Below are 16,432 nucleotides of genomic sequence, written 5' to 3' on the forward strand. Positions count from 1 at the left end.
CTCCCAGCTCACAGTCCAACGATCATTCAGCGGCCGGCTTCCCGGAATCGGCACGGGTGGCAAGCAAATCAAACGGGAAAGTCGACGATCTCGTGCTCGTGGACCAATGAGCGGCCGAAGTCGGCAGAGTCGATCGGACGGCCCACAGTGTCGGGTCGCATGGGTCAGGCTCCACCCTGCCCGCCGGTGACCGCAAGCGTTTGTCCGGTGACGTATCCGGAGAGGTCCGAGACGAAGAACTCGACGACCTTGGCGACGTCCTCGGGAGTCCCGAACCGTCGCAGCGGAACTCTCGCGAGCTGTTCAGGGGTACCGACACCGCGCTCACTCGCGGTCGCGAGAATCCGGGCGGTGGCGATGATGCCGCAGACGACGGTGTTGACCCGGATACCGTCCCGGCCCACCTCGGTGGCCAGACAACGTCCATAGCTCACCAGGCCCGCCTTCGCCGCCCCGTAGAAAGCCAACTGGCCACCAGGTCCCCCGGCCTGGGCAGCCATCGACGAGATGTTCACGATCGAGCCACCGTCGCCCTGGTGGCGCATATGCCGGACTGCCGCCTGCGAGCAGTGGACAGCGCTCTGGAGGTTGGCGCCGAACACCGCCGAGTAGGCCTCGTCGTCGCTGGTGGACGCCGCGCTCTGCGCCATGGCGACGATGGCACCGCCCGCGTTGTTCACGAGGATGTCCACCCGCCCCAGCGCAGCCACGGTCTGCTCGAAGGCGCGGTCCACGAACGCACGGTCGGCCAGGTCGCCCTCGAAGGCCAGGGACCGGCGACCCAGCGCGGCGATCTCACCTGCGACCCCCTTCTCACCGACCGCCTCACCGAACGACGATCCGCCCGCCAGGTCGAGGTCGATCACCACCACGTCGGCCCCTGACGCGCCGAGCCGATGGGCGACTCCGCGTCCGATGCCGCGCGCGGCGCCGGTCACGACCGCCACCTTGCCTTCCAGTGATGTACCCATTGCTCTCCATCCTCGACGAAGGCGTTGGTGTATGGCAGCCAGGCCGGCCGCCTCATCGATCTGCTCCTGCCGCTGGCCCCCGAGACTCGACTGCGTTAACATTCGACGTGATGTATATCATATCAAAACTTGCCTCGCGTTCGCGAAGACGGTCTCAGGTCGGAGCGCAGTTGCGTCCGGGCTGGGTCCGCAAGTGCCGATCATGATCTACATGGGATCGTGCCGAGGTGGGCGTCGGTCGGTATCGCCTGTCGGATGGCCGCGGCCCGTGTCCTCTCGGCGGCGAGCGTCAGCGTGGCTTCGCCTCACCGGGACGAGACCTCCCCGACGCTGGCCGCGCCACCGTCCCGCTCCTCGATGTCTTCCTTGCGACCCCTGCTGAGCAGGAAGATCTTCCGGCGTGCCCGACAGCGGAGCCGCAGGCCAGGTCGGACCCATACGAGTTCATCTGCCGGCCCGAGCTCGACGGTGACAAACGATGAGAAGTACTTCTCCTCGTAGCACCCTCACCCGACAGGGAGTGAAAATCGTGAACATTCGCCGAGTTTCGACGGGTCACGACGAGAAGGGGCATGCCATCTTCGTTCAGGATGATTACGTCGAACCCACGACGCTTATGTTGTCGCCAGCTACAGCGTACCATCTGCTCTGGAGCTCAGACACGGCCGAGACGCTGCCCAACGATGGCGTCTCCCCGAATTGGTCGACATTCTTCCCGCCCGTGGGCGGGTACCGATTCTTCATCTTGACGCTGTTGCCGGCCACCACCGATGGCGATCTGAAAGGCGTCGATATCGAAGCGGGGATTCGCGAGTTTGACGAGAAAACTCCCGGGCTGCGAGATCATTCCGAGCCGGACAATCCCGGAATGCATCGCACCGACTCCATCGATTTCGAGATCATACTGAGCGGCGAGGTGACTCTTGAACTCGACGACGGAGTCGAGAAGGTACTTCGCACCGGTGACGTGAACATTCAAAACGGTACACGACACCGTTGGCACAACCGCAGTGAGCGGCCCGCGACGATGGCCTGCGTTCTCGTCGGAGCTCTCCGCTCCACAACGCGCGCCGAGACTGACGACGGTGGGACGGGTGGGTGAGTGTAGAAGTTGCGGTCGCAGCGGGCTCACCCGGTGAGGATCATGTTCCCCTCGGCATCGTTAGACCCGGTCCTCCACCGGTCAGAACGCACCGCCACATTCCAGCCCCGACCGTTATCGCCCCTCCTGCCCTTTCGTCATCCCACCCCCGGCGGGGGGAGGCTCGATCACGCCGCCCTGGATCAGCCGGCCGATCTCAGCGTCGCTCAGGTCCAGCACCTCGGCCAGGACTGCGGTGGTGTCCCGGCCAAGCTGCAACGCCTCGCCCGGTGCACCGTATTCACCGTTCCACCGCATCGGGGAACGTGCGGTGATGGCCGGCACGCCCCGCGACCGCCCGACCTGCCCGGACACCGTGACGTCGGCAGGCACTATGACGTCGGCAGGCACTATGACGTCCGCGGGCACTATGACGTCGGCGAGCACCGGATGGGCGCCGCCGCCGTGCGCCGTGACGATGTCCGTCATCCCCCGGTACCCGCCCCACAGCACCCGCGCACTGTCGAGCTCATCGCTGACCTGCTTGCGGTCGCGTGCGGCGAACCAGGGCCGCAGCACCGCGGCGATCGTCTCGCGCAGACGGTACCGATCCGACTCCCGCGTCAGGTCGGCGTCCAGCGCGGCCTCGAGGGCGGCGAACACCTCGCGGGTTCCGGTAGCCGAACACAACGCCGCCCACTGGCCCTCCGTGAGGGCCACCACCATCACCCGGCCGCCGTCGCGGCAGGCGAAGTCAGTGCCGAAGCTGCCGTAGATGTAGTTGCCCTGCCGCGGTCGTTCGCGACCGCGTGCCGCGGCCTCCGACAGCCAGCCGAGATTCGCCACACCGCCCAGGGCCACATCCGAGAGTGCCACCTCGACGAAGGCGCCCGACCCGGTGCGGCCACGATCGTGCAGCGCCGCGAGCACCCCGGTCGACACACTCAACCCGGTGATCAGATCCCAGGCAGGGAGCACATGGTTGACCGGTGCCCCGCCAGCCTCCGCGCCGGTGATACCCGGCAGGCCGACCTCGGCGTTCACCGTGTAATCGACCGCAGGCCGGCCATCCGGATAGCCCTGCACACGCAGATGGATCAGATCAGGCCGGCGGGCGGCGAGAACATCGTGGGCCATCCACCGACGACCCACCACATTGTCCACCAAGATCCCGCGATCCGGACCAGGAGCGGTGATCAACGCCGTGACCAGCTCCTTGCCCTCGCCCGAACGCAGATCAACCGCTACCGACCGCTTTCCCTTGTTCAGGGAGGTCCAGAAGTAGCTCTCGCCACCGGCTGCCAGCGGCCACCGCCGGTAGTCGCTTCCTCCGCCGATCGGGTCGATCCGGATCACGTCGGCGCCGAGCTGGGCGAGGGTGAGCCCACCTGTGGGGCCGGCGACGAAGCTCGCGCACTCCACGACCTGCAGGCCAGCGAGCGGACGCCCGCTCATGCCACCCGCTTCGGGACGTTCGCGATGCTTGCCATGGGCACCTTCAGTCGCCCAGGAGCCGGCGCAGCCACCGGGCCCGCGCGTCCCTCGCCGCCTGGGAGAGAGCCGCCTGTGGCGCCATCAGGTCGAAGCCGTGGAAGCCCCCGGGCCACACGTGGAGTTCGGCGCTTCCTCCTGCCTGCCAGATGCGGGACGCGAAGGCCACGTCCTCGTCGCGGAAGGTCTCGGCCGAGCCGACGTCGATGAAGGCCGGCGGCAGCCCGGACAGGTCCCCGGCCCGGGCCGGGGCCGCGAACGGGGAGACGTCCGGTCCCCCGACCTCGTCGCCGAGCAGCGCCGACCAGCCGGTCCGGTTCGCCGTCCGGTCCCAGACCCCCAGCCCGGCCATCTGGACGGTGGACGGGGTGTTGTCGCGGTCGTCGAGCATCGGGGACAGAAGCAGCTGCCCGACCAGCTCCGGGCCACCGCGCTCCCGCGCCATCAGCGCCAGCGCCGCGGCCAGCCCACCCCCCGCGCTGGTGCCCCCCACGACGATCCGGGTGGGATCGACACCCAGCTCGGCGGCATGATCCGCCAGCCAGACCAGCCCCGCGTAGCAGTCCTCCACCGGAGCGGGATGGGGATGCTCGGGAGCGAGCCGGTACTCCACCGAGACGACGGTGACGGACATGTCCCGGGTCCATCCGAGCAGATCCGGCAGACCCGTCCGACTGTTGCCGATGATCATCCCGCCGCCGTGGGCGTAGTAGATCGCCGCGGTCGGCACCGGGACACCCGTCGGACGGCACACCACCAGGCTGATCTCCGGCGCGCCCGGTGGCCCGGGCACGGAGAGCTCCGCCACCTCGAACGCGCCGCCCTGGCGCAGGTCGTCGTCGGTGATCGGCAGCATTGTGCCGGCTTCCCGAAGGCCGTTGATCATTTCGGCTGTCACGGCTGACGGTAAGTGCTGCCCCACGAGTTCGAGGACGGCCGTCAGCTCCACGTCAAAGGCGGGCGGCGGCCCGAGCGGCGCGGACGGCGGCAGATCGATGATCGACACCTGCATTCTCCTCATCGGCGAGGTAACCGGCCCGAGGCCGCTACCTGAATCGTGACCTGTTCCCATTCCGCCTGCCAGGCGCCGTCTGGCGGGTATGACCCGCCAAACGGCGGGCATCGGAGCCGGCACACCGAAAACCCTCGTACCCGCTTGAGAGCATCCCCTGACCGAGCCTACGATTCCCCTCGCACCGTCAGGTGCGTCCGACGAGCGGCAACGATGCCCCGCTCGGTCAGGTCACCAGGCGGGCGGCACACCGCCGCGCCGGGCAGGCCCCCGGAGCACGGCAGTCTCATCGACTGCGTCTCGGGCGATCGCCCGACAGATAGCACGGAAACGGAGCAGGACATGACGGGACGTCTTGAGGGCAAGGTTGCCTTCATCACGGGCGCCGCGCGGGGGCAGGGGCGCAGCCACGCGGTACGGCTGGCGCAGGAGGGCGCCGACATCATCGCGATCGACATTCTCGAGCAGATCGAGTCGAATCCCTATCCGCTGTCGACCCCCGAGGACCTCGCGGAGACCGTCGCGTTAGTCGAGAAGTTCGACCGGCGCATCATCGCCACCAAGGCCGACGTCCGCGAGCGCGACCAGCTTCGCGCCGCCGTGAACGCTGGTGTGGCCGAGCTCGGCCGCCTCGACATCGTCGTGGCCAATGCCGGAATCCTGCCGATGGCGATGGGTGATCCGCACCCCTCGGACTTCATCGACGCCGTCGACGTCGATCTCATCGGCGTGATGAACGCCGTCGCGGTGTCCCTGCCGCACCTGCCCGACCACTCGTCGATCGTGATCACCGGGTCGACGGCGGCCATGATATCCGGCACCGTCGGCAACCCCGACATGGGTCCGGGTGGCTCCGGCTACGGCTGGGCCAAGAAGATCCTCATCGACTACGTCGAGCAGATGGCGCTGCATCTCGCGCCGCAGTTCATCCGGGTGAACGCGATCCACCCGACGAATGTCAACACCCATCTGCTACACAACGATGGTCTCTACGGAATGTTCCGGCCGGATCTTCAGAACCCCACCCGCGAGGACGTGGAGCCGGCCTTCACCATGTTCCAGGCCATGCCGATCCCCTACGTCGAACCCGTCGACATCTCCAACCTCGTGTTGTTCCTCGCCTCCGAGGAGGCCCGTTACATCACCGGCCAGCAGATCCGGGTAGACGCCGGCTCCCTGCTCAAGTTCCCCAACGGCCCGGGCGGCTGAGTCCTCGCCGCCGGAGAGCGGTGACCGCATCTCTTCCCGGACGGTCACCGCCCCCCGGCCATCACCGCCCTCCGACCATCACCGCCCCCCGACCGTCACCGGTCCCGCATTTTCGACACAGATCGCGATTGGCCGGATACCCCTGGGCTTCGGACGACCGTTGACAGTGCGGTCATGGTGTTGCCATGATAAAAAAATGCTATTTTCCAATCAGGTCTGCCCGTTCGAACCCGCGGCAAGGAAGGCGATCCGAGCCAGGGAGGCGGGCCGGTGACGGCCGACGCGGCAGACCTGACGGCGGTGGCGGGGTTCGACCGGCCGCTGCCCGTCGTGAATGAGGAAAACGCGCATTTCTGGCGGGGAGGCGCGGACGGTGTCCTGCGGTTCGCCCGGTGCAACGCCTGCGGCGCGCTGCTGCACCCCGCGCCGGTTGCGTGCCGCTACTGCCGGTCGGCGGACCTCGGCGTGGCCGACGTCTCGGGCCGGGGCGTGGTGGTGGGAGCCACGGTCAACCACCAGCAATGGGACGCGCGCTTCCCGACTCCCTTTGTGATCGCCACCGTCGCGATCGAGGAGGACCCGCGGGTCCGGGTCATCACGAACCTCATCGGGGTCGACGTCGACGACGCACACGTCGGTATGCGGGTGCGGGTGCGGTTCCAACCCGTCGAGGATGTCTGGTTCCCGCTGTTCGAACCCGACGGCGGCGACGTCGACGAGCTCCCGTCGGACGAGACGCCTCCCGACGGCCACCACCGCTGGGTCCGCCCCATGCTCCGGACCGACAAGTTCGAGGACCGGGTCGCCATCACCGGGATCGGGATGTCGCAGATCGGCCGCCGGCTCATGGTGGCGCCCCTCGCCCTCACCGTGGCCGCGGTCAAGGACGCCGTGGCCGACGCCGGGCTCACCCTCGACGACATCGACGGCCTGTCCACCTACCCCGGTTCGGGCGGGGAGGGAGGATTCGGCGAGGGCGGCGTCAGCGCCCTCGCCGAAACGCTCGGCCTACGCCCCACCTGGTACAACGGTGGCTCGGAGACCTTCGGCCCGGCCGGCTCGGTCATCGCGGCGATGCTCGCGGTCTCCGCCGGCCTCGCCCGGCACGTCGTGTGCTTCCGCACCGTCTGGCAGGCGACCTTCGCGGCTCAGCAGCGGGCCCGTGACCCGCGGGGAGCCAACCCGAACAGCATGATGGCCGGGCTCGGCGGGGCCGGGCGCCGGGTACCCGGCTACACCGCCCCCTACGGCGTCGGTTCGGCGGCCAACCACCTGGCCATGTGCGCCTCCCACCACTTCCGCCGGTACGGCACGACGCGCGAGACCCTCGGCTGGGTGGCGCTCAACCAGCGCACCAACGCCGCGGTCAACCCCCGGGCGATCTACCGCGACCCCCTCACGATGGACGACTACCTCTCGGCCCGCCTGGTCAGCACGCCCTTCGGGCTCTACGACTGCGACGTCCCCGCCGACGCGAGCGTCGCGGTCATCGTCTCCGCGGTCGAGGCGGCCCACGACCTGGCGAAGCCGCCGGTGCTGGTCGAGGCGGTCGGGACCCAGCTGACCGAGCGGATCACCTGGGAACAGTCGACGATGACCCACGAGCCGCACGTGTTCGGGCCCGCCGCCCACCTGTGGTCCCGCACCAGTCTGCGGCCCTCCGACGTCCAGGTCGCCGAGTTGTACGACGGCTTCACCTTCAACTGCGTGTCCTGGCTCGAGGCCCTCGGTTTCTGCGGGATCGGCGAGGCGAAGGACTTTCTCGACGGCGGCCGGGCGATCGCCCGCGACGGCGGTGTGGTCGCCCTCAACACCCACGGCGGCCAGCTCTCCGCCGGGCGCACCCACGGCATGGGCCTCATGCACGAGGCCGTCGTCCAGCTTCGCGGCGAGGGTGGCGCCCGCCAGGTCACCAATGCGCAGGTAGCCGTCGTCAGCAGCGGCGGACTCACACCCGCGGGTGTGATTCTCCTGCGTCGCGGCCGGTGACGGGCGCCCAACACCTCCCTACCCATGGCAGGAGAAGTACCCGATGATCGATGACCTGCGCGGCACCGTGGTGTTCATCACCGGCGCGGCCGGTGGAATAGGCCTGGGAATGGCTCGGGCGTTTGCCGAGGCCGGCGCGAAGATTGCGGTGGCCGACATCGACATGGAGACGCTGGGCCAGGCCGCCGCCGAGCTTGAGGATGCCGGTGCGACCGTTCTCCCGGTGCGGCTCGACGTGACCGACCGGCCGGCCTGGACAGCCGCGGCCGAGAAGGTCGCGGCGACCCTGGGACCGGTTCGGGTGCTGTGCAACAATGCCGGCGTCAGCACCCTGGGCCTGAAGTTCGGGGAGATCACGCCAGAGTTCTGGGACAAGGTGATCGACGTCAACCTCAACAGCGTGTTCAATGGGGTGAACTGTTTTCTTGGACCGATGCGGGCCGCCTGTGGCGGTCACATCGTGAACACGTCGTCAATGGGCGGCCTGATGGGTGGCGTGCCCACCCTGACGCCCTACGCCGCCACCAAGTTCGGCATCGTCGGCCTGTCCGAGGGGTTGCGGGCGGAGCTGGCCGACGACGGCATTGGCGTGAGCGTTCTCTGTCCGGGCGGCGTGCGTTCCCGGCTGTGGCGTACCTCCCGGCGCATACGTGGAGTGCCGGACACGGAGGTGGCTCCGTCCGACATGAGCGGACAATCCGCGCCGCCCACTGGCATGGACCCCTACCAGGTTGGCCTGCGTGTCGTCGACGCCGTGCGGAAAAATGAACTCTATGTCATCACTCACCCGGAATTCCGGTCCGCGGTCGTGAACCGCCACGAGCAACTCATGGCCGCATTCGACCGGAGCGAGGCGGCGAATTCAGAATCCTCCCGGACGCCCGCCGAGAAGACTTCGCCCTGAATACCGGATGATCAGCGGGGTGGCGGGCGCGTCATGTCCGTGACGCGCGGCCTCGACGCCGACGGCTCGGCGGGGGATCACCGCAGCGTCCCGAGCGCGTCGGCGTCGGCCTCGATGCGGTCGAGCCGTTCCCGCAGCCACGTCAGGGTCTCGCGGTGGGTGTTCACGTAGAGCCGGTCGCCGCGGATGGCCCGCACGACGAGCCGGCCGACGTCGATCGAGGCGACGGCGTCGGCCACCCGGCTCGTGATGAACTCTCTGATGTTCGGATCGTCCAGCTCCCCGCGCTCGACCCTGCGCATCGCCTCGCTCAGCTGCCGGGTCACCACCCCGCCGGGGGTGAGCACCGAGGTGCTGACCGCGGTACCGAGCGCGGCGAGCTCGGCGCGCAGCATCTCGGTCAGGGCGACCGAGGCGTGTTTCGCCGGCGGATACGGGCCGAGATCGGGCGTGGCGACGAGTCCCTGGCGGGACGAGGTGTTCACGATGTGCCCCTCCCCCTGCTCGAGCATCCGGGGAAGGAACGCGTTGAGCCCATGCAGAATCGAGTACAGGTCCACACCGAACACGCGATCCCAGGCCGAGATCTCGAGGGGCTCGACGAGAGGGCTGCGGGCCCCGATCCCGGCGTTGTTGCACAGCACGTGCGCCGTGCCAAACCGCTCGAACGTGCTGTCCCGCAGGTTGTCCAGCGCCTTCGCGTCGGCGACGTCCGTGCGCACCGCCAGTACCTCGGCCCCGGCCTCGGCCAGCGAGGCGCGGGCGGTCTCGAGATACCCGTCGTCGATGTCGGCGAGGACGAGCTTCATGCCCTCCTCGGCGAAGGCCTGGGCCAGGCCGAGACCGATCCCGCTGGCAGCGCCCGTGACCACCGCGACCTTGCCCTCGAGGTCGTCCATGGTGCCCTCTCCGTTCCCGATGTGCAGTGGGTTCCCGATGTGCAGTGAGTTCCCCGATGCGCAGTGGCCGACGAGCGGAAAGCTAGTCGGCGGCCAGAACGATCTTGCCCAGCTTGCCCGGGCCACGCAGCCGCTCGTAGGCCTCGGCCCACTTCTCCAGCGGGAAGGTCGAGTCGACCGGCACCCGCACCCGGCCCGCGGCCAGCAGCGGCACCACCGCGCCGGCGATGTCGCGGGCCAGGGTCGCCTTCTCGGCGTTGGTCCGTCCCCGGATCGTCGTCCCGATCACCCGGCATCGCTGCAGCAGGAGATGGCCCAGCCACCAGGGAGCGGTGGTGGGTACCGGCGCCAGCAGACCCACCACCATCAGCGTGCCCTGACGGGCCAGCATCATGACCCGGTCCAGGCAGGCCTCGCCACCGACGAGATCCACGATGATGTTATACGGACCGTGCTCCTTCTCGCCGTCCGGGGTTATCACGTCCACGTTCGTCCCACCGAGCAGCGCCTTCACCGGCTCGTGCAGCTCGGTCCGGCGCACGCTGGCCACCACGTGCGCGCCGGAAACGGCGGCGATCTGCAGCATGGCCGTGCCCACCCCGCCGGCGGCACCGGTGACCAGGACGCGGTCACCCGCCCGCACGCCGGCCTGGCTGACGAGCGCGTCCCAGGCCGTACTGAACGCCTCGGGGAAGCCTGCTGCCTCCGCCCACGACAGGGTCTCGGGTACCGGCACCAGCAGGTCGGCCGGTACCGCGACCCGTTCGGCCTGGCCGCCGCCGCCGATCAACGCCATCACCCGGTCGCCGCGGGCGACGCCGGTAACCGCCGCACCGACCTGTTCGACCTCGCCGGCGACCTCCAGGCCCGGCACGTCGGCCGGCCATCCCGCCGGAGCCTGATAGTGACCGGCCGCCTGCTGCAGGTCGGCCGCGTTCAGTCCCGCCGCCCGGACCCGGACGACCACGTCATTGGGCCCCGCCACCGGATCAGGCCGTACCTGCAGGCCAAGCGTCTTGTCTGAGCCTATCGTCACCGCCCGCATGGGCAGATCCTCCAATTGTATATATTATATATTTATGGAATGTTCGGCCAGTGGCTGCCCCGCCGCGTCAACACCCGTCCGGTTCCGTGGACCGGCCGGTCTCCTGGGCCAGGTGCTCGGTGAGCAGTGTGCCCGCCCGGCGGATGTGGTCGGTCATCGCCGCGCGGGCGGCGTCGCCGTCCGAGTCCCGCAGCGCCCGGAGGATGGCGCGGTGGTCGCGGGCGGACGCCGCCGACCAACCGCGGATGGACGGAAAGAACCGTCGCGGCGCGTAGCTGAGCGTCGAGCCGAGAAGCCAGCGGATCTTCGGTGCGTCGGCGATGCGATTGATCATCCGGTGGAACTCGAAGTTCAGTTCCTCGACCCCGGTGAGGTCGCCTGTTTCCGCGGCCCTCTCGAGTCTGGTCTGGATCTCCTGCAGCGCCCGGACGTCGGCCGAGGTCACCAGGTCCGCGGCCCGGGCGCACAGCTCCCCGCCGAGGAGGGCCTGGGCTTCGAAGGTGTCGCGGATGTCCTTCGGGGACAGCGGCGAGACGACGAACCCGCGTCGGGGTTCGACCTGCAGGAAACCCTTGCTCTGCAACTGCAGCAGCCCTTCCCGGGCCGGAGTGGCGCTGATGCCCAGGTCCTCGGCGACGGCCTCGGGCCTGATGAACTCACCGCCGCCGAGCCGGCCCGAGATGATCAGTTCACGGACGTGGGTGGCCACCTCGTCGCTGAGTCGTGGCCGGCGGTGGCGCGAGCGGCCCGTCCACGCCGGGAGCTTCGGCGCGGTCACGGCGTCGGCCCGGTTTCAGTACGCGAGTCCACCGCGCTCGACCAGCTGCCTGACGATGACGTTCTTCTGGATCTCATTGGTGCCCTCGCCAACAATCATCAGCGGCGCGTCGCGGAAGTAGCGTTCGATGTCGAACTCGGTGGAATAGCCGTAGCCGCCGTGAATTCTTATCGCGGAGAGCGCGATCTCCATCGCGGTCTCCGAGCAGAACAGCTTGGCCAGGCCCGCCTCGAGATCGGTGCGCTCGCCCGAGTCCAGCCGCTCGGCGGCGTGCAGCAGCAGATGACGAGCCGCGGCAAGCTTGGACGCCATGTCGGCCAGGTGGTTGCCGACCGACTGGTGCTGCCAGATCGGCTTCCCGAAGCTCTCCCGCTGCTGGGCATAGGCGAGCGAGTCCTCGAAGGCGGCCCGGGCAACGCCGGTGGCGCGGGCGGCGACCTGGATCCGGCCGACCTCGAGACCCTTCATCATCTGGCCGAAGCCCTTGCCCTCCACCCCGCCGAGCAGCGCGCCGGCGGGGACGCGGGCGTCGTCGAACGTGAGCTCGCAGGCCTCCACCCCCTTGTACCCCAGCTTGGGAAGGTCCTTGGACACCAGAAAGCCGGGAACCTTCTCCACCAGCAGGATCGAGATGCCCCGGTGTTTCGGCGCCGCGGCGGGATCGGTCTTGCACAGCAGCGCCACGAGCCCGGACCGGCGGGCGTTGCTGATCCAGGTCTTCGCCCCGTTGATCACGTATTCGTCGCCGTCCCGGCGGGCCGTGGTGCGCATCGCCTGCAGATCCGACCCCCCGCCCGGTTCGGTCAAGGCCATCGTCGCCCGCAGCTCCCCGGTGGCGAGCCGGGGCAGGTACGTCTCCTTCTGCTCCCGGGTGCCGTAGGTCAGGATGAGCTTGGCGACGACGGTGTGCCCGCCCATGGCGCCGGCCAGGCTCATCCAGCCGCGGGACAGCTCCTCGGTGACCAGCGCGTAGCAGGGGGTCGAGACCTGCCCGAAGCCATACGGCTCGGGGATGGCGAGGCCATAGACGCCGAGCTCCTTCATCTGCTCGATCAGACGTTCGGGATAGATGTTCGCGTGCTCCAGCTCCCGGACGACCGGTCTGACCTCGCGGTCGACGAAGTCCCGCACGGTCTTGACGATGATCTGTTCCTCGGCGTCCAGCTTCATACTCGCCAGCCCTTCGTCGGATGCGACGACCATCGCGGAGATCAGCCGGAGCGATCTCCGGCCGAGCGAGCACGCCTGCCAACCTTCTCCGTCGGTCTATGGACTATATTATCAAATCTATAGTATGCATAGATGACCAGACCACGATGCCCAAGACCACGATGCCCGATACCGACCATCGCCGGCGGTGGCATCCCACGAGCAGGAGTCACGGACCATGAGCGAGGACCCGAAGGCTTCGCCGTCCACCCGGCGGCCGACCGTGAGCTGGGACGGTCGCTACCTGGAGGACTTCGTCGTCGGTGACGTGTACCGGCACCCGCTGGGGCGCACGGTGCTGGCCACGGACAACAGCTGGCTGACGTTGCTCACCCAGAACACCGCCGCGGTCCACTTCGACGCGCACTACGCCGCCCGCACCCAGTGGGGCCGGCCGCTGGTCGACTCGACCTTCACCCTGGCCCTGGTGACCGGGCAGAGCGTGCACGACGTGTCGATGAACGTGATGGCCAACCTGGGCTGGGACCGGGTCCGGCTGCCCAACCCGGTCTTCGAGGGCGACACCATCTACTCCGAGTCCGAGGTCCTCTCGGCACGGGCGTCGGCGTCCCGCTCCGACGTGGGCGTCGTCGAGGTGCGCACCATCGGGTTCAACCAGGACGGCGTGATCGTCATCAGCTTCGAACGCACCCTGCTGGTCTACCGGCGCGGTCACGGCCCCGGGCGCGGCACGGTCGAGCCCCGGTGGGACGCGCGGACCCTCCGGGCCGCCGGTCTCGTGGTGTCGGCGCCCCCCGAATGACAGGTGCGACGAACTCGCCCGACAGTCCGGAAGGCATTCTCAGAGGAGCACAGGTGTCCGACCACAACCTTCAGTCGTTATTCACCCACCAGGTACCCCAGGCTCGGCTTGATCCCGACGAGCTGCGAGCGAACGCGGGTACCGCCGATCCCGCGCTTCTGCTCCTGTCCCTGGCCCACGTGACCGGGGACGCGTCGGTCCTGGACCGCTACGCCGGCCGGATCAGCGCGCCCCAGGGAACGGTCAAGCGCGCGATCATCCCGACGGCGACGGTGTCCGACGAGGTTCGCGCCGAACTCGTCGACCAGCTCTGTGCGGCCCTGTCCCGGGATGATCAACCCGAGTATCTCGGCGTCGACGACCTTGCGCTGTTCGGCCGGATGGCCGACATCGCCGTCGGCCGGCAGGTCGCCGAGGAATACCTCCCCATGTTCCGCGAGCAGGCCGGCTTCGTGCCGGACCAGCGCGCTGTCGAACCGACCAGGACACCGCCGGCAACCCTCAACGTCGCCATCCTCGGCGCCGGGATGACAGGAATCGCGGCCGGCGTCTCGGCGGTCGACCGGGGCTTCTCGTTCGAGATCTTCGAACAGTCACCGAGCCTGGGTGGGGTGTGGCGGGCGAACACCTATCCGGGCGTCGCGGTCGACACCCTGAGCGCCTACTACTCCCTCTCCTTCGCGACGAATCCGGACTGGTCCCACCTCTTCCCGATCGGCGAGCAGTATCTCGCCTATCTCCAGGAGGTATCAGACCGCCACGGAATCACCGAACACATCCGTTTCAACACGGAGGTCTCCCGGATCGAATGGGATGACCAGGCTCAGGTCTGGGAGCTGACCACGATCGCGGCCGACCGCACCGTCCGTAAGGTCCGGGCCGCGGCCGTCATCACCGCGGCCGGCCACCTCAACCGCCCCAAATACCCGGCACTCGACGGGCGGGACAGCTTCGCCGGTGCGTCCTTCCACTCGGCCGAGTGGGACCACAGCGTCGATCTCCGCGGCAAGCGCGTCGGCATCATCGGCGCCGGCGCGACCGCCGTCCAGGTCGTCGCCGCCATCGCCGGCGAGGTCGGCCACCTGACGCTGTTCCAGCGCCAGCCGCACTGGGTTGTCCCGAACCTGGCCGGGGACAACGTGATTCCCGAGAGCGAGCGCTGGCTGCTGCGGCATCTCCCCTACTACCAGCAGTGGTTCCGGTTCAAGGCATTCTGGTTCACCGGGGACGAGAACGGCTATGCGACGGTGCGGGTCGACCAGGAGTGGATGAAGGACCATCTCTCGATCTCCCCCGGCAACGACCGGCTCATGCAGGTGTGCCTGCAGTACATCGACAGCTGCTTCGGGGCGGGCTCCGAGCTCGCGCGGAAGGTGACACCCGACTACGCCCCCGCCGGTAAGCGGCTGGTGCGCGACCCCGCCGACTTCATCCCGGGCGGCTACTACTACGCGCTCAGTCAACCGCACGTGGACGTCGACACCTCGAAACTCGACCGGGTGGTCCCCGAGGGCATCCTCACGGTCGACGGCGACCTCATCGAACTCGACGTGATCGTCTACGCGACCGGGTTCACCCTCGACTGGCTGTCGCCGGTCGAGGTCATCGGCCGGGACGGGGTCCGGCTCGCCGACGTCTGGCGCAACAACAACCCGCAGTCCTATCTCGGCGGGACCGTGCCAGGATTCCCCAACCTCTTCGTGAACTCCGGGCCCAACACCGGTGTCGGCCACGCGGGTGGGCACAACTTCATGGCGGAGGTCGTCAACCACTACGCCTTCGAGTGCCTGCAGCTCGTCGTCGAGCGGGGCGCGCGTTCCATCGAGGTGACGCAGCAGGCCCACGACGAGCACAATGCCCGGCTCGACGCGGTCATGGATGGCTCCATCTGGACGCATGTGCTCGGCGCGCACACCTACTACCGCAACGAGGCGGAGCGGGTCATCCTGCCGAGCCCGTGGCGGCTGGTGGAGTACTGGGAGATGTCGCAGACCCCGATCGAGGAGAAGTTCACCCTGCGCTGATCACCGCGGTGCCGACCGGTTCGCCGGTGAGCATCGTCCGCGCCGGCGTGGAGGCCGGCATCCCACCGGGGTGAGACACCGGAAGCTGTCCGATGGAGGACCATCATGAACGAACTCGGAACCGGGCCGAGCCGGCCGACGCGCGCGGTGGTGCTGGGCGGCGGTGGGGTCACCGGCATCGCGTGGGAGGTCGGGGTCGTCACCGGGCTGCTCGATGAGGGGGTCGATCTCGGCGCCGGTGACGCGCTGATCGGCACCTCCGCGGGCGCCTTCGTGGCCGCCCACCTGGCCGCGAGGACGGACCTGGAAAAGACCTATCTCGCCCAGTTCGCCACGGACGCCCGGGAGATCTCGGCGACCATGTCACGGGAGAGCATCCTGGGATTCCAGGAGGCTTTCCAGCTCGGCGCGGGCGACCCGCGCCGGGTCGCGGCGGCGCTCGGACGGATGGCCCTGGCCGCCGAGACGGTCTCCACCCAGGCGCGGCTCGACGTCGTGGCCGGCCGGCTTCCCGTCCACGACTGGCCGGCAGCCCCACTCATGATCACCGCCCTGGACGCAGAGACCGGCGAGCTGCACATCTTCGACCGCACGTCGGGGGTGCCCCTGGTCACCGCCGCCGCCGCGAGCGGGGCCGTGCCCGGACTGTGGCCGGTGGTCCACGCCCGGGGCCGCACGTGGATCGACGGCGGCTCCTGCTCACCGGCGAACGCAAGCCTCGCCGGAGGCTACGACCGGGTGGTCGTCATCGCGCCGGCCCCGGCCGGCATGGCCGGGATGCCCGGCGCCGTCGAGGATGTCGACGCGCTGCGGGCGCGGTCCCGAGTGGTGCTGCTGAGCCCGGACGAGCACACCCGGGAAGCCATCGGCGACAACGTGTTCGACACCTCCCGGCGGGGCCCGGCGGCCGAGGCGGGCCGAGCCCAGGGCCGTTCGGCGGCGGCCGCGGTCCGTGCGGTCTGGGACATCGAATGATGTGGCCACCTACGTGACGCAGCTGCGGGCCTTGGCCCAGCCCCGCTCGGCTCGGGCGCCAGCCGCGCCGATCACCACTCTG

Annotated in this window: 14 protein-coding genes; 7 read left to right on the forward strand and 7 right to left on the reverse strand. The window is 69.0% G+C overall.

Annotation, left to right across the window (positions count from 1 at the left end; genetic code table 11):
• Window positions 1-164 precede the first annotated feature (164 nt).
• A complete protein-coding gene (locus NBZ83_RS00360; protein WP_261566038.1) occupies window positions 165-971 on the reverse strand; it encodes an SDR family NAD(P)-dependent oxidoreductase in 807 nt (268 codons plus the stop codon).
• A gap of 529 nt (window positions 972-1,500) precedes the next feature.
• Here NBZ83_RS00360 and NBZ83_RS33170 point away from each other — a divergent pair.
• On the forward strand, window positions 1,501-2,073 hold the full coding sequence (locus tag NBZ83_RS33170; RefSeq protein ID WP_261566039.1) for a cupin domain-containing protein: 573 nt from the start codon (window positions 1,501-1,503) through the stop codon (window positions 2,071-2,073).
• A gap of 114 nt (window positions 2,074-2,187) precedes the next feature.
• On the opposite strand, the gene NBZ83_RS00370 is transcribed toward NBZ83_RS33170, so the two are convergent.
• On the reverse strand, window positions 2,188-3,507 hold the full coding sequence (locus tag NBZ83_RS00370) for a CoA transferase (RefSeq protein WP_261566040.1): 1,320 nt from the start codon (window positions 3,505-3,507) through the stop codon (window positions 2,188-2,190).
• A 43-nt stretch (window positions 3,508-3,550) separates the two neighbouring features.
• Window positions 3,551-4,555 carry an alpha/beta hydrolase gene (locus tag NBZ83_RS00375; protein ID WP_261566041.1) on the reverse strand — a complete coding sequence of 335 codons (1,005 nt, stop codon included), beginning with the start codon at window positions 4,553-4,555 and terminating at the stop codon, window positions 3,551-3,553.
• Between the two features lie 342 nt (window positions 4,556-4,897).
• Here NBZ83_RS00375 and NBZ83_RS00380 point away from each other — a divergent pair, with 342 nt between their 5' ends.
• From NBZ83_RS00380 to NBZ83_RS00390, 3 genes are all read left to right on the forward strand, one after another.
• On the forward strand, window positions 4,898-5,764 hold the full coding sequence (locus NBZ83_RS00380) for a mycofactocin-coupled SDR family oxidoreductase (RefSeq protein WP_261566042.1): 867 nt from the start codon (window positions 4,898-4,900) through the stop codon (window positions 5,762-5,764).
• 270 nt (window positions 5,765-6,034) lie between these two features.
• Window positions 6,035-7,753: a thiolase C-terminal domain-containing protein gene (locus tag NBZ83_RS00385; protein WP_438803279.1), complete on the forward strand. Its 1,719-nt coding sequence runs from the start codon at window positions 6,035-6,037 to the stop codon at window positions 7,751-7,753.
• 43 nt (window positions 7,754-7,796) lie between these two features.
• Window positions 7,797-8,657 (forward strand): SDR family oxidoreductase, encoded by an 861-nt coding sequence (locus NBZ83_RS00390; protein ID WP_261574108.1) that lies wholly within the window; start codon window positions 7,797-7,799, stop codon window positions 8,655-8,657.
• Window positions 8,658-8,734: 77 nt separating this feature from the next.
• Here NBZ83_RS00390 and NBZ83_RS00395 read toward each other — a convergent pair whose 3' ends face one another.
• The 4 genes from NBZ83_RS00395 to NBZ83_RS00410 all read right to left on the reverse strand — a co-directional run bounded on the left by NBZ83_RS00395 (window position 8,735) and on the right by NBZ83_RS00410 (window position 12,549).
• Complete coding sequence (locus NBZ83_RS00395) at window positions 8,735-9,556, reverse strand: SDR family NAD(P)-dependent oxidoreductase (protein ID WP_261574109.1); 822 nt, start codon at window positions 9,554-9,556, stop codon at window positions 8,735-8,737.
• A gap of 82 nt (window positions 9,557-9,638) precedes the next feature.
• Complete coding sequence (locus tag NBZ83_RS00400) at window positions 9,639-10,601, reverse strand: alcohol dehydrogenase catalytic domain-containing protein (RefSeq protein ID WP_261566045.1); 963 nt, start codon at window positions 10,599-10,601, stop codon at window positions 9,639-9,641.
• Window positions 10,602-10,668: 67 nt separating this feature from the next.
• The gene (locus NBZ83_RS00405; protein ID WP_261566046.1) at window positions 10,669-11,379 is read right to left on the reverse strand and encodes a GntR family transcriptional regulator; all 711 of its coding nucleotides are present in this window, start codon (window positions 11,377-11,379) and stop codon (window positions 10,669-10,671) included.
• A gap of 15 nt (window positions 11,380-11,394) precedes the next feature.
• Entirely contained in the window at window positions 11,395-12,549 is a 1,155-nt protein-coding gene (locus NBZ83_RS00410) for an acyl-CoA dehydrogenase family protein (protein WP_308203293.1), read from the reverse strand.
• Between the two features lie 217 nt (window positions 12,550-12,766).
• Here NBZ83_RS00410 and NBZ83_RS00415 point away from each other — a divergent pair, with 217 nt between their 5' ends.
• The 3 genes from NBZ83_RS00415 to NBZ83_RS00425 all read left to right on the forward strand — a co-directional run bounded on the left by NBZ83_RS00415 (window position 12,767) and on the right by NBZ83_RS00425 (window position 16,350).
• Window positions 12,767-13,351 (forward strand): MaoC family dehydratase, encoded by a 585-nt coding sequence (locus tag NBZ83_RS00415; RefSeq protein ID WP_261566048.1) that lies wholly within the window; start codon window positions 12,767-12,769, stop codon window positions 13,349-13,351.
• 53 nt (window positions 13,352-13,404) lie between these two features.
• Window positions 13,405-15,375 carry a flavin-containing monooxygenase gene (locus tag NBZ83_RS00420; RefSeq protein WP_261566049.1) on the forward strand — a complete coding sequence of 657 codons (1,971 nt, stop codon included), beginning with the start codon at window positions 13,405-13,407 and terminating at the stop codon, window positions 15,373-15,375.
• A gap of 105 nt (window positions 15,376-15,480) precedes the next feature.
• Window positions 15,481-16,350 carry a patatin-like phospholipase family protein gene (locus NBZ83_RS00425; RefSeq protein WP_261566050.1) on the forward strand — a complete coding sequence of 290 codons (870 nt, stop codon included), beginning with the start codon at window positions 15,481-15,483 and terminating at the stop codon, window positions 16,348-16,350.
• Window positions 16,351-16,432: the final 82 nt, after the last annotated feature.

The sequence above is a fragment of the Frankia gtarii genome, from assembly GCF_025403375.1.
In the GTDB taxonomy this organism is placed as follows: domain Bacteria; phylum Actinomycetota; class Actinomycetes; order Frankiales; family Frankiaceae; genus Frankia; species Frankia gtarii.